Origin of the sequence: Streptomyces paludis, assembly GCF_003344965.1 — a bacterium.
Lineage (GTDB): Bacteria > Actinomycetota > Actinomycetes > Streptomycetales > Streptomycetaceae > Streptomyces > Streptomyces paludis.
On sequence record NZ_CP031194.1, the window covers coordinates 1,735,170 to 1,748,305 of the forward strand.

The 13,136-nt window shown below is 72.3% G+C and carries 12 protein-coding genes and 1 pseudogene; 8 read left to right on the forward strand and 5 right to left on the reverse strand.

Features of this window, described 5'->3' with window-relative positions; all coding sequences use genetic code 11:
- Positions 1–187 precede the first annotated feature (187 nt).
- Complete coding sequence (gene eda / locus DVK44_RS07570; protein WP_114664975.1) at positions 188–805, forward strand: bifunctional 4-hydroxy-2-oxoglutarate aldolase/2-dehydro-3-deoxy-phosphogluconate aldolase; 618 nt, start codon at positions 188–190, stop codon at positions 803–805.
- 84 nt (positions 806–889) lie between these two features.
- Here the strand turns inward: eda and DVK44_RS07575 are convergent, their stop codons facing one another.
- From DVK44_RS07575 to DVK44_RS07585, 3 genes are read right to left on the reverse strand one after another with little or no spacing between them, the layout of a single operon-like run.
- Positions 890–2,191: a bifunctional RNase H/acid phosphatase gene (locus DVK44_RS07575; protein ID WP_408055299.1), complete on the reverse strand. Its 1,302-nt coding sequence runs from the start codon at positions 2,189–2,191 to the stop codon at positions 890–892.
- A 4-nt stretch (positions 2,192–2,195) separates the two neighbouring features.
- Positions 2,196–2,939: a zinc ribbon domain-containing protein gene (locus DVK44_RS07580; RefSeq protein ID WP_181957619.1), complete on the reverse strand. Its 744-nt coding sequence runs from the start codon at positions 2,937–2,939 to the stop codon at positions 2,196–2,198.
- A complete protein-coding gene (locus tag DVK44_RS07585; RefSeq protein WP_114658946.1) occupies positions 2,936–3,898 on the reverse strand; it encodes a Nif3-like dinuclear metal center hexameric protein in 963 nt (320 codons plus the stop codon). The genes DVK44_RS07580 and DVK44_RS07585 overlap by 4 nt, the downstream gene beginning before the upstream one ends.
- A gap of 298 nt (positions 3,899–4,196) precedes the next feature.
- Between DVK44_RS07585 and DVK44_RS07590 the strand changes: the two genes are divergently transcribed.
- From DVK44_RS07590 to DVK44_RS07595, 3 genes and pseudogenes are all read left to right on the forward strand, one after another.
- Complete coding sequence (locus tag DVK44_RS07590; protein ID WP_114658947.1) at positions 4,197–5,429, forward strand: hypothetical protein; 1,233 nt, start codon at positions 4,197–4,199, stop codon at positions 5,427–5,429.
- Between the two features lie 165 nt (positions 5,430–5,594).
- A complete protein-coding gene (locus tag DVK44_RS36685; RefSeq protein ID WP_181957423.1) occupies positions 5,595–5,771 on the forward strand; it encodes a hypothetical protein in 177 nt (58 codons plus the stop codon).
- A gap of 154 nt (positions 5,772–5,925) precedes the next feature.
- Positions 5,926–6,411: pseudogene (locus DVK44_RS07595) on the forward strand (response regulator); the annotation flags it as partial.
- Between the two features lie 91 nt (positions 6,412–6,502).
- On the opposite strand, the gene DVK44_RS07600 reads toward DVK44_RS07595, so the two are convergent.
- On the reverse strand, positions 6,503–7,210 hold the full coding sequence (locus DVK44_RS07600; protein ID WP_114658949.1) for an alpha/beta fold hydrolase: 708 nt from the start codon (positions 7,208–7,210) through the stop codon (positions 6,503–6,505).
- 190 nt (positions 7,211–7,400) lie between these two features.
- Here DVK44_RS07600 and DVK44_RS07605 point away from each other — a divergent pair, with 190 nt between their 5' ends.
- The 4 genes from DVK44_RS07605 to DVK44_RS07620 all read left to right on the forward strand — a co-directional run bounded on the left by DVK44_RS07605 (position 7,401) and on the right by DVK44_RS07620 (position 12,226).
- Positions 7,401–9,263 carry an MFS transporter gene (locus DVK44_RS07605; protein ID WP_114658950.1) on the forward strand — a complete coding sequence of 621 codons (1,863 nt, stop codon included), beginning with the start codon at positions 7,401–7,403 and terminating at the stop codon, positions 9,261–9,263.
- 149 nt (positions 9,264–9,412) lie between these two features.
- Complete coding sequence (locus tag DVK44_RS07610; RefSeq protein ID WP_114658951.1) at positions 9,413–10,057, forward strand: class I SAM-dependent methyltransferase; 645 nt, start codon at positions 9,413–9,415, stop codon at positions 10,055–10,057.
- Positions 10,058–10,080: 23 nt separating this feature from the next.
- On the forward strand, positions 10,081–11,049 hold the full coding sequence (locus DVK44_RS07615) for an N-acetylmuramoyl-L-alanine amidase (RefSeq protein ID WP_228447029.1): 969 nt from the start codon (positions 10,081–10,083) through the stop codon (positions 11,047–11,049).
- Between the two features lie 334 nt (positions 11,050–11,383).
- Positions 11,384–12,226: a hypothetical protein gene (locus DVK44_RS07620; protein WP_114658953.1), complete on the forward strand. Its 843-nt coding sequence runs from the start codon at positions 11,384–11,386 to the stop codon at positions 12,224–12,226.
- 85 nt (positions 12,227–12,311) lie between these two features.
- Here the strand turns inward: DVK44_RS07620 and DVK44_RS07625 are convergent, their stop codons facing one another.
- Positions 12,312–12,884 (reverse strand): hypothetical protein, encoded by a 573-nt coding sequence (locus DVK44_RS07625; protein WP_114664977.1) that lies wholly within the window; start codon positions 12,882–12,884, stop codon positions 12,312–12,314.
- Between the last annotated feature and the right edge of the window lie 252 nt (positions 12,885–13,136).

A 13,136-nucleotide genomic window follows, 5' to 3' on the forward strand; every position in this document is an offset into this window, starting at 1 on the left:
CGGAGTCGGCGCAGCCGACGCGACTTTAGGAGCGCCCTTTACTCCTCCACCGGAGACGCGACACTCACAGCTGGAGGGGCGGCCCCGCGCCCAACAACCTCCGCCACCCACCCGCCCCCGACCAGCCGCTTTGCGTCCTCCGCAACGTTCGTTGCGGAGCATGAGCGGGCGGGGCAGGATGTTGGGCATGACCTCTGTGCTGGGCCTTGCGCCTGTTGTGCCCGTTGTTGTGATTGATGACGTGGCTGATGCCGTTCCGCTCGCGCGTGCGCTTGTGGCCGGTGGGTTGCCCGCTATCGAGGTGACGTTGCGGACGGCGGCGGCGCTGGAGGCGATTCGGGTTATTGCCGCCGAGGTGCCGGGCGCGGTGGTCGGGGCCGGGACCGTGGTGACGCCCGGGGCCGTGGCCGACTCGGTGGCGGCCGGGGCGCGGTTTCTGGTCAGCCCGGGGTGGACGGAGGCGCTGCTGAGCGCGATGCGCGACTCCGGCGTACCGTTCCTGCCCGGGGTGTCGACGGTCTCCGAGGTCGTGGCGCTGCTGGAGAACGGGGTGACCGAGATGAAGTTCTTCCCCGCGGAGGCGGCGGGCGGCCCGGCCTATCTCAAGTCGGTGTCCGGACCGCTCCCCCAGGCCCGTTTCTGCCCCACGGGCGGCATCACCGCCGCGAAGGCCCCGGCCTATCTGGCGCTCCCGAACGTGGGCTGCGTCGGCGGTACGTGGATGCTGCCCCCGGACGCGCTGGCGGCCAAGGACTGGGCTCGGGTCGAGGCGCTCGCGCGTGAGGCTTCCGCTCTGCGTCGCTAGCCGGTGCCGTATTCAAGTCGCTAGCCCGTGCCGTATTCAAGTGGGTTGGTGGGCGGGTGCCCGCCCACCAACCCGCTTGACCGCTCAGCGCAGTTGTGACGTCTCGTTCAGCAGCCTCAGCGACGCGTTGCCGTCCGCGTAGTACGCCACCACCGACAGCGACGCCGCCGACAGTTCCATCCGGAACAGCGACTCCTGCGGCGCGCCCAGTGCCAGCCGTACCAGCTCCTTCACCGGGGTGACATGCGTGACCAGCAGCACCGTACGGCCCCGGTAGCGCTCCAGCAGCCGGTCGCGGGCCGCCGAGACCCGGCGGCCGACGGTCGCGAAGCTCTCGCCGCCGCCGGTCGGTGCCACATCGGTCGAGGCGAGCCAGGCGGTCAGGTCGTCGGGGTAGCGCTCGCGTACCTCGGCGAAGGACATGCCCTCCCAGGCGCCGAAGTGCGTCTCCCGGAGCCCTTCCTCGACCGTCACCTCCAGGCCGAGCCGCGCCGCGACCGCCCCGGCCGTCTCGCGGCAGCGCCGCAGCGGTGACGAGACGATGTCCTGGATGGTGCCGCGCGCGGCCAGCGACGCGGCGACGGCATCGGCCTGCCTGCGGCCGATCTCCGACAGCTCGGGGTCCGTGCCGCCGCTGCCCGAGAAGCGCTTCGAGGGGGTCAGGGCCGTCTCGCCGTGCCGCAGCAGGACGAAGGTGGTCGGCGCGCCGAGGTCGGCGGACGAGCCCCAGCCGGCCGACTCCGTCTCCGTGCCGCCCACACCCGTCGTGGCTGCCGTGGCTGCCGTGGTCGCCGTCAGCGTCGACGTCACCGGCGCGCGACCGCCCGCCAGCGCCGCCCGCGCCCTCGCCGCGCCGGCCGTCGCGTCGCCGGGCGGGCCGGCCGCAGCCGCGGCAGCCGCCGAGCGCGCCGCGCTCGCGTCCAGCGCCGCCGTGGACGACGACGGCTGCCACTGCTTGCCGCGCTTGCCCGCGTCCATCGCCTCGTTGGCCAGCCGGTCCGCGTGCTTGTTCTTCTCGCGCGGGATCCACTCGTACGTGACCTGGCTCGCCGGGAGGATCCGGGCGGCCTCCGCCGCCAGCGGCTTCATGTCCGGGTGCTTGATCTTCCAGCGCCCGGACATCTGCTCGACCACGAGCTTGGAGTCCATCCGGACATGGACCGGCGCCGCCGGGTCCAGCGCCCGCGCGGCCTTGAGGCCGGCGATCAGGCCCTTGTACTCGGCGACGTTGTTCGTGGCGACACCGATGTACTCGGCGGCCTCGGCCAGCGGTTCACCCGTCACCGGGTCGAGGACGACCGCACCGTAACCCGCCGGTCCCGGGTTGCCCCGGGAGCCGCCGTCGGCCTCGACCACGAACGTGGGCTGGGACGTGGGCATCGGCATCCGCTCACAGACCCGAGTCGGCGGTACGGACCAGGATGCGGTGGCAGTTCTCGCACCGCAGGACCGCGTCGCGCGCGGCGGACCTGACGTCGTTCAGCTCGGTGACGTTCAGCTCCAGCCGGCAGCCCTCGCAACGGCGCTGGTACAGCCGGGCGGCGCCCACACCGCCTTCCTTGACGCGCAGCTTCTCGTACAGCTTGAGCAGGTCGGCCGGTACGGAATCGGCGACGAGCCCGCGCTCCTTGGTGACCGTCGCGCTCTCGCCGTCGAAGCCCGCGACGGCGGTGTCGCGGCGCGCCACCGCGTCGTCCGTCTTGGCCTGGACCGCGGAGACACGTTCCGTCAGCTCGGCCACCCGCTCCTGCGCGGACTCGCGGCGCTCCATGACTTCGAGGACGACGTCCTCCAGGTCGCCCTGGCGCTTGGCGAGGGAGACGATCTCGCGCTGGAGGTTCTCCAGGTCCTTGGGCGAGCTGACCGCGCCGGAGTCCAGCCGCTGCTGGTCGCGCACGGCGCGCTGACGGACCTGGTCGACGTCCTGCTCGGCCTTGATCTGCTCGCGTGCGGTGTCGCTCTCCTCGGTCTGCGCGGCGACCAGCAGGTCGCGCAGCTGGGCGAGGTCCTTGGTGAGGGACTCGATCTCGGCGTGCTCGGGCAGCGAGGTGCGCTTGTGGTCGAGCTGCGACAGCCGTACGTCGAGGGCCTGGACGTCGAGAAGTCGGATCTGGTCGGCGGGCGCGGCGTTCAGTTGGGGGCTCCTGAGGAGGATGAGGGAGAGGATGAGGACGAAGACGAAGGCGCGTCTGCCGTGGAGTACGTGGCGGACGGAGCGTACGGGACCGTCGAAGCCTGGTGCGCCGACCACGGGTCGGTGACCGTCTTGGACACATGGACCCGCAGGTCCCAGCCGTGCCGGTCGGAGACCTCGTCGAGCTGGGCGGCGGCCTGCTCGCACCAGGGCCACTCGGTGGCCCAGTGCGCGGCGTCGATCAGCCCCAGCGGGGAGTGCTGGGTGGCCTCGGAGACCGGGTGGTGGCGCAGGTCGGCGGTGACGAACGCGTCCACGCCCGCCGCCCGTACCCGGTCGAAGAGGCTGTCGCCCGAGCCGCCGCTGACCGCGACCGTACGGACCAGGGCGTCCGGGTCGCCGGCGATCCGCACGCCCTGCGCGGTGGCCGGCAGCCGGTGCGCGACACGGGCGGCGAAGTCGCGGAGGGTGGCCGGGTGGTCGAGTTCGCAGATCCGGCCGAGGCCACGCCGTCCGGCCGGATCGGTCGGATCCGGTACGAGGGGGCCGAGGATCCGCAGGTCGAGGGCGCCCGCGAGGGCGTCGGAGACACCGGGGTCGGCGGAGTCGGCGTTGGTGTGCGCGACGTGCAGCGCGATGTCGTTCTTGATGAGCGTGTGCACGACACGGCCCTTGAACGTGCCGGCCGCGACCGTCGTCGTACCGCGCAGATAGAGCGGATGGTGGGTGACGATCAGCTGGGCGCCGAGCCGCACGGCCTCTTCGGCGATGTCCTGGACAGGGTCGACGGCGAACAGGACGCGGTTCACCGGGGCGTCGGGGTCGCCGCAGACCGTACCGACGGCATCCCACTGTTCGGCCCGCTCGGGGGGCCAGAGGGCGTCGAGCGCGGCGAGGACTTCGGACAGCCGGGGCGCGGACGGGACCGGGGACGGGACGGGGGAAGGGACAGGGGGCACGCCACAAAGGCTACCTGCCCCCGTGCGGCGCCCGGTCGGTGTCCTCCCGGCCTTCTTGCCGGCCTCCCGTTCGCCTTGTTGCCCGGTTGTTGCCCGGCCTTCCGTTCACCTTCTTGCCGGGCCTCCTTCTCAGCCCTCCGGCCGGTCTCCCTTCCACGCTTCCCCGCCCCAGGAAGCACAGCCGCCCCGCACTTTCAGGCGAATCCCGCACCAACCACCCTTATGTGTGAAGAGGGGTGTCACTTGTTGTTCGGCAGCGAGTACGAAAACTAGCTTCGTCGCCGGAGGTGACAGACCGATGACGGCCTGTGCTACGGAGTTCGCGATCACGGCGGACGGTGCCTATGCCGCCCGGCTCACCCTGGGCAACCCGGCCAGCCCGGGCATCCCCGTTGCCCCGGGCACCCCGGGATACGGCCTTCCCGGGAACGGTGACGCGTGGTACCCGGAGCGGTGGACCCTCGGCGGGCCCGAGCCCTACGCCGTATCGCTCCCCCTCGACCAGCCCGAGGAGCCCGAGACCGAGGTGCTGCCGCTGGCCGACGGGCGGGTGCTGATCAGCCGGCGGGTGGCGGACCGCAACGACTTCTCGCTGCTCTACCCGACGGGGCCGGGCACGGGGCAGGTCCCCATGGGGGCCGTCGAGTGCCGGTCGCTGACGATACTGCCGCCCTCGCCCGACGGCCGGTGCGCGTACGCCCTGGTCGTCGGCGAACGGTCCACCACGCTCTGGCTGGTGGCGGGCGGCGCGTTCGGGCCCGAGTGGATCGCCGAGGTGCCGGGCCGCTGCTCCGGCGGCGTCTGGCTGGACCGTACAGGCCGGATGCTGGCCCTCGACCGGGAGCGGGACGGCGTGGTCAAGGCCGTCGCCGTGGATCTGGAACGCGGCGGCGAGGTGACGCCGCTCCTCCAGATCACCGACGAGAGCAACGACCGGCTGCTGCTCGCGGACGCCGACAGCGGACTGCTGCTGATCCGCTCGGACGCGCCGGGCCACGACCGGCTGGGCTGGGGCGTGCTGGGCAGCCTGCGGCCGGTGCGGTTCCCCGAGTGCCTGCGGCCCGCGGACTGCGCGGTGACGCCCTTCGCCGTACAGCCGGGGCAGGTGCTGATGCCGGAGAGCTGCGCGGTGGCGCTGCGGATCGACGGCGCGGCGGGCAGCTGGCTGGGCGTGTGGCGGCCCGCCGACCGGCGGCTGGCGCAACTGCCCGCGCCCCAGGGGTGGCTGGCGGGGTCCGGGCTGTGGACCCGGGACGGTGTGCTGCGGCTGCCGTACGCGACGGAGGCGGTGCCGTGCGGGATGGCGACGGTGGTCCCGCGGCCCGAACCCGAGCACGAGTACGAGCCGGACCCGACGCGATTGCCGACGCAGACGCCTTACGCACCCGGGGCCGCGGAATCGGGAGCCGGACGATCACATGACCCGGATCGGGAACCGGACGCCGCCGCACACACTCCTGTGATGTGCAGGCCGGTGCCCTTGCAGCAGGCTCCACTCACCGGCCGCCTGGACAGCGCCGACAGGCCCTAGAATCCCGGTCGGGGCCCCACAACCGTACTGACCTGCTCGTTCCGTCAGTACGTGCGAAGTGGACGGTGCCCGTGCCGCTGTCGGGCGGTACGGGGAAGGCCGGGCCCCGCGCCACAGCAGAACAGCAAGACAGCACGCAGCGATGACGACGGAGTGACTTCCCACATGTCCGAAACCCGAACCGACACGACCCAGAGCCATCCGCAGGGAGCGGTGGCCACGGACCGGGGCGACGTCGACAGCCACGGAAAACACCGAGGTGGCGCGGCACCGACGGAGGACTCCGCGTCCCCCGTCCACGGTCGCCACCGCCGCCCGGGGGACCGCGACAACGCGGCCTGACGAGATACCGGGACCCCCGGATACCGGACAGGAGAGGCCGTCACGGCGGGCAAGGCAACGTCGTGGCGGCCTCTCGCCGTATCCGTCTCTCGCCGCGTGGGTCTCTCGCCTCGTCCGCCGCCCCACCCCTGCCTACGCTGGATCCGTGACGGAGATGCCGCGGGACCACAGGCCGGCGAAGTGTGTGCGGGTGCTGCTCGCCGAGGACCGGCGGACGGCGCACGGCGCGCTCGCCCATCTGCTCGGGATGGAGCCGGACATCGAGGTCGTCGCCCAAGTGGGTCAGGGGGACATGATCGTCGACGCGGCGCTGGTGGCGCGGCCGGACGTGGCGCTGCTGGATGTCGAACTGCCGGGGCTGAGCGGGCTGGACGCGGCGGCGCTGCTCCGTACCGAGGTGCCCGACTGCCGGGTGCTGATCCTGACGACGTCCGGACGGTCCGGGTATCTGCGGCGGGCGACGGAGGCGGGGGCGGCCGGTTTCCTGGTGAAGGACGGGCCGGTGGCGGAGCTGGCCGGGGCGATCCGCCGGGTGCTGACCGGCGAGACCGTGATCGATCCGGCGCTGGCCGCCGCCGCGGAACGCGAGCGGGACGCGCTGAACACGGCCGTGGACAGCGCGACCGTCGCCGATCTCGCGGAGTAGCTCCGGCTGACCGAACCCGCCGTACCAGCCGTACCGGCCGAACCGACCGAACCGGCCGTACGGGACCGCCTCGCAGCCCCCGCTCTCAGGACTCCGCCGACTCCGCCGCCGCGAGCAGGATTCCCGCCAGCTCGCGCGGCCGGGAGAACATCGGCCAGTGCCCGGTGTCCAGTTCGACCAGCCGCCAGCGCTCGCCCGTCAGCAGTTTTGCCACGTCGTCCGTCGGATCCGGGCCGTCGAGCAGGCACTTCACGTACGTCGCGGGGAGCGCGCCGAGCGAGCCGGTCAGCACGGCCGGTTCGGTGAGGGCGGCGCCGGGGTGCGGGGTCGCGCCGGCCACGATGCGGGCTATCTGCTCGTCGCTGAGCCCCTGGCCGGCGAAGTCGGCGGCGGGCAGGGGTGCCCAGAAGCCGCCGTTCGCGGCTATGACGGGCTCCAGCACACCGGGCCCCTGCCACCACGCGGAGGCGAACGACTCGCCGTCGGCCGGGACGTTGGAGTCGACGAAGACGACCCGGGCCAGCCGGTCCCCGATGCGCTCGGCCGCCTGGCCGACCGGGATGCCCGCGTAGCTGTGCCCGACCAGCACGACATCGCGCAGATCGCGCCGTACCACCTCGTCCACGATGTCCTGGACGTGCGTACGCTGCCCGGCAGGCGCGTCCCTCTTCTCGGCCAGGCCGGACAGCGTCAGCGCGTGCGCGCCGTGCCCGGCCGCGCGCAGCTCCGGCACCACCTCGTCCCACGCCCACGCACCGAGCCACGCCCCCGCCACCATCACGAATTCCGTCATGCCAGCAACGTAGCGCGTGGGTCTGACAATGACGGAAACAGGAGAACGAGCGGAATAGCTCGGCTCGGCAGCGGGTTGAGCCAGATGGTTTCATAGGGCAACGAATTCGCGTCGGCCCCCGCCACCCCGACCACCCCACCCATCCCCGCATCCCCGCATCCCCACTCGCCCCACCCGGAGGCCGCACGTAATGCCGCAGACGACGACCGATCAGCTCCCCGGGACGCTGCCCCCGGATCCGCGGAGCCGCGCCGCCGGGGCCATCGTCCCCGTACTCGCCTTCGCGGGCATCACCGTCGCCGTGATGCAGACCCTGCTCGTGCCCGTCATCAAGGACCTGCCGGCCCTGCTCCACACGGCGCCCGCGAACGCCACCTGGGTCATGACCGCGACCCTGCTCGCCGGCGCCGTCGCCACCCCGATCATGGGGCGGCTCGGCGATCTCTTCGGCAAGCGGCGGCTGCTGCTCGCCAGCCTCGCCGTCATGGTGGTCGGGTCGATTATCTGCGGATTCACCGACAACCTGATCATCATGATCATCGGCAGGGCGCTCCAGGGCTTCGCCATGGGCGCGATACCCCTCGGCATCGGCATCATGCGCGACGAGCTGCCGCGCGAGAAGCTCGGCTCCGCGATGGCGCTGATGAGTTCGTCCATCGGCGTGGGCGGCGGGCTCGCGCTGCCCGTCGCCGGGCTGATCGCCCAGAACACCGACTGGCACGCGCTGTTCTTCGGCGCCGCCGCACTCGGTGTGCTGGCGATGGCGCTCACCTACTTCCTCGTGCCCGAGTCGTCCGTACGGGCCGCCGGGACCTTCGACTGGGCCGGCGCGCTCGGTCTCTCCGCCGGGCTGGTCGCCCTGCTCCTGCCCATCACCAAGGGCGGCGACTGGGGCTGGTCCTCGCCCACCACGCTCGGGCTGTTCACGCTCGCCGTGGTCATCCTGCTGCTGTGGGGCCTGATGGAGCTGCGCAGCGCCGCCCCGCTGGTCAATCTGCGCACCACCGCCCGGCGCGAGGTGCTGCTCACCAACCTCGCCTCGATCATGGTCGGTGTCGCCTTCTACGCGATCTCGCTCGTCCTGCCGCAGCTGCTCCAGCTCCCCGAGTCCACGGGCTACGGCCTCGGCCGGTCCATGGTGGTGGCGGGGCTGTGCGTGGCGCCGCTCGGGCTGACGATGATGTTCACCGCCCCCATCTACGCGCGGATCGCGGCCCGTTACGGCCCCAAGTTCTCGCTGATGCTCGGGATGCTGATCATCGGCATCGGGTACGGGGCCGGTCTCGGTCTGATGAGCGAGGTCTGGCAGACGGTCCTCGTCTCGGTGATCGTGGGCGCGGGCATCGGTCTCGCGTACTCCTCGCTGCCCGCGCTGATCATCGGCGCGGTCGACCCGTCGGAGACGGGCGCGGCCAACGGGCTGAACACACTGATGCGGTCGATCGGCACCTCGGTGTCGAGCGCGGTCATCGGCATGGTGCTGGCGCACACCTCCATCGTGTCGGGCGGGGTGGCGATGCCGTCCCTGCACGGCTTCCGGATCTCGTTCGGAATCGCGGCGGGCGCGGTAGCCATCGGTCTGGTCCTGGCGGCGTTCTTGCCGTCGCGTCGCACGGCGAACACGAGCGCCGATGCGGGTGCGGGTGTCTCCGGAACCGCGACCGCCGCCACCATCCCCGTACCCGACCCCGGGCCGTCGCGGACGCTGATCGCCGGGTCGGGCGGGTTCCACGGGCGGGTACGGGACGCGGACGGTGCGCCGGTCGCGCGCGCGAACGTCACCCTGATCGACCACCGGGGCCGGCAGGCCGGTCTCACCACCGCCGACGAGGACGGCCGCTTCGCGCTGCTGCCCCCGAGCGCCGGCGCGTACGTACTGGCGGGCTCGGCGACCGGCCACGCGCCACACGCGTGCCCGGCGCGGTACGCGGGCGACGGGGTGCCGGTCGAGGTGGATCTGACGCTGCCGGAGCTGGACGCGCCGCAGACGCGGGAGCACAGCAACAGCAGCAGCGGCGGCAGCAGCAGCAGCAGCGGTACGGTCGCGGGCTGACGCAGGCGGAAACACCCCGGCGCCCGCGCCACGCGGGACGTACGGCAGCATGGGCGGGCCCGTCCCGTACCAGCGGGTAGGCCCGCACACCGTACGCCGTACGAACGTGCCCGCGTCCGCCACGCCCCGTACCCCGCCAGGAGTCACCTATGCCCGCCGGTCCCGCCGCCGACGTCCTCGCCGCCTTCGAGGCCGCCAAGGGGTTCATGCCCGTGCACGAGGGGCTCGCCCTGTACGGCGCGGCCGTCGAGGCGGGGGCGCTCGGGCTGCCGCTGCTGGAGGTCGGCACGTACTGCGGGCGCTCCACGCTGCTGCTGGCCGCCGCCGCGCGGGAGGCGGGGACGGTCGCGGTCACCGTGGACCACCATCGCGGCAGCGAGGAGCAGCAGGCCGGCTGGGAGTACCACGATCCGACGCTGGTCGACCCCGAGAGCGGTCTGATGGACACGCTGCCGGCCTTCCGCCGCACCCTGCTGCGGGCCGGGCTCGAAGACCACGTGATCGCGGTCGTCGGCCGGTCGCCGCAGGTCGCGCGGGTGTGGGGCGGCGGGCTCGGGCTCGTCTTCATCGACGGCGGTCACACCGACGAGCACGCGAGCGGGGATTACGAGGGCTGGGCGCCGCGGCTGGCCGAGGGCGGGCTGCTGGTGATCCACGATGTGTTCCCCGACCCGGCGGACGGCGGGCAGGCGCCGTACCGCGTGTACCGCCGGGCCCTGGCGTCCGGTGCCTTCGCGGAGGTCTCGGCGAGTGACTCGCTGCGCGTCCTGCGCCGTGTGTCGGCGGGAATCTGACCCGGCCCACTACCATCGCGACGGTGTCGTACGACGAGAGTCCGCAGCCCGTCCGCAGCCGCTTCGGCCGGAACCGCCTCACCGTCACGGTCGCCGCGCTGGTGCCGACCGCGCTGGCCGGAGCGCTCGTGTGGCAGGGGGTGAGCGGCGCCGGGGAGAACGACGGCGGACCCCCGACGGCGAGGGCGGCGGTCTCCCCCGCCGTGCCGACGCCCCCACAGTCCCCGGCCGACGACCTCCCCGGTGGCGGCGACCCGACGGCACCCACGAGCCCTCCCGCCACACCCGACACTTCCACCGCGCCCACCGCTCCCACCGGACCGCTCGCGGGCAAGGTCGTCGTCCTCGATCCCGGCCACAATCCGCGCAATCGCGAACACACCGCCGAGATCAACAAAAAGGTCGACATCGGGACCACCACCAAGGAATGCGACACCACCGGCACCTCCACCAACGCCGGTTACCAGGAAGCCGAGTTCACCCTCGACGTCACCCACCGGCTGCGCGATCTGCTGGTGGCGGAGGGCGCGACGGTCACCCTCACATACGACAATGACCGCCCCTTCGGCCCCTGCATCGACGAGCGGGCCCGTATCGGCAACAACGCGAAGGCGGACGCCGTCCTCTCCGTGCACGCGGACGGTTCCGCGGCCGGGAATCGCGGATTCCATGTGATTCTCCCCGCCCTGGTCAAAGGCGGTGGGGCGGATACTTCCGCAATCGTGGGGCCCTCGCGTGAACTTGGTGAACGTATCGTGGGGAATTTCGCGCGCGAGACCGGCAGCGCGCCCGCCAACTACCTCGGCGGTGGAACCGGTTTGGATGTCCGCTCGGATCTCGGCGGCCTGAATCTTTCGACCGTTCCGAAGGTGTTCATCGAATGCGGCAACATGCGCGATTCGAAGGACGCCGCTCTCCTTACCAACGCGGAATGGCGGCAGAAAGCGGCGCGGGGCCTGGCAAGCGGCATCAGCGGTTTCCTGAAGAAGTGACCGCGTAAACCGGCCGGAAGAAGGCCCGCAGGGCACTTACGCGCACAGCCCACGGACAGCGGCAGGACAGCCTTCGGACAGGTACGGGGCAGGTACGAGGCAGGTACGGGACGGGCGCGGGACAGGCACGGGACAGGTGTGACCCGAGTAACGGCCGGATAACCAGGCGTGATACCGGGCAGACGCCCCCATCGGACAGGCGTTACATTCATCCGTACGATAGGGAGCCGCCCCCGAGCTTCGCACCGTGCACCGCCTGGGTCCCGTACGGAAAGGGCCCAGCAGCGGCAGCGACGACCGCCCCGACGAGACGACTGACCGAAGGACTTTTCACGTGAACATCCGCTCCCTCACTAGAGGCGACGGCGTGGTGATCGGAGCAGCGGTGTTGCTGTTCATCGCCTCGTTCCTCAATTTCTACGACTCGTCCTACACCAATGGTGTGAAGGCATGGGACCTGCTGGGTGTGGTGATGAGCATCCATCTGGCCGGGGTCATCGCGGCGGCGCTGATCGTGACCGCTCGCGCGCTGCCGCAGCCGCGGAAGTTCGCGGGGCTCGACCTCGGTCAGCTCGGCACGGCGCTGGCGATCTTCGCCGCGTGGACGGCGCTCTGGTACCTGCTCGGTGACGGCAAGGCGGGCAGCGGTCAGATCCTCGGCTTCCTGGGTGCCGCGGTGCTCGCGGGCGCCGCGGTGGCGACGCCGCTGCTGCCGCCGCTGAAGGTCGCGCTGATCGGCGCGCCGAAGCCGGCCGCCCCGCAGCCGTACGGCGCCCAGCCGGGCGGACCGGCCGGTCCGGGGTACGGCTACCCGGGCGGCCAGCAGACCTTCGGCGCGCAGGGCCAGCCCCAGCCGTACGGCGCGCAGGCCGGCGCCGGTGCGGGCGCGGGACAGCCGGCCGGCGGCCAGCCGTCGCCCTTCGGCGGCGCGCAGTCCGGCCAGCCGGCGGCCCAGGCGGACGCCGCCGCCCCGGCGGGCGACTTCGCGCCGTTCTGGTTCGCCGTCCCGGTGGCCCGCCCGCTGTTCGGCGAGGACGGCTCCCCGTCGCCCATCGCCGAACTCGCCCCGGGTACGTGGTACCTCGCGGTGGAACAGCGCGGCGCCGCGCTGATCGCCCAGACCCAGGACGGCCGCCGCGGCGTCCTCCAGGACACCTCGGGCATACAGCGAGGCTGAACAGCCCGTGCCGCAACCGCACATGACGTCGGCCTCCAAGAGCCTGCTCACAGCTCTTGGAGGCCGACGCGTTCTGTGGGGGAGGTCAGCCCTTGTTGAGCTGGGAGAGCGAGGGCACCTTGTCCTTCACCGGTGCGCCCGCGCTGCTGCCCGCGTCCTTGACCTTGTTGATGATGTCGTTGAAGCTGCCGACGTCGCTGCTGCTCGCGTCGCCCTTGCGGAGCTTCGTGCCGAGGCCCTTGAGCGAGTCGATGCCGGCGGTGAGAGGGGCCAGCGCCTTGGAGAGGAGCGGGTCGCCCTTGGCGTTCTTGGTGGCCGCCTTGAGGCGGTTGTACGTGAAGGCGCCCGCGAGGCCCGCCTTGACCAGGGCGAGCTTGCGGCCCTTGGCGTCCTTCTTGAACTTGCCCTTCTTGTAGGGCTTGATGATCCACTGGTACGCGGCGCCGGCCGCGAGCGCGGCGTCGGCCACGAAGCGGGTCTTGGCGAACTTCCGCTTCTCGAAGGTGGAGGTGGGGGTGGGGTCCGCCGCCATGAGGTCGGCGGCGTCCTGGACCTCCTGAAGCTGCTGGAGCTCCTGCGCCTGGCCGGATGTGCCGGCGGCGTTCTTGCTACCGCTGCCGCACGCCGCCGAAGTGAACAGCAGCGCGCAGGACAGCATGACCGCCAGCACGGCACGCCGGAGCGTCACGTGGGGCGGCCTGCTGCGTATGTGCGGGGTCTCGGTCCCCGGTATGTGCGGGGTCTCGGTGCGCGGTGTGTCGGACATGGGAAACCTCCCTGGCAGACTGCCTGTAAGCCTCACCGCGGCCCGGTCCCGCCGCCATGCGGGCTGGTCCGTTCGGGTGGCGGCCCCAGGTCACCGAGGACAGGTCAGCGCGCCCTGCCGACCGCGCCCCGGTCAGCAGTCGCA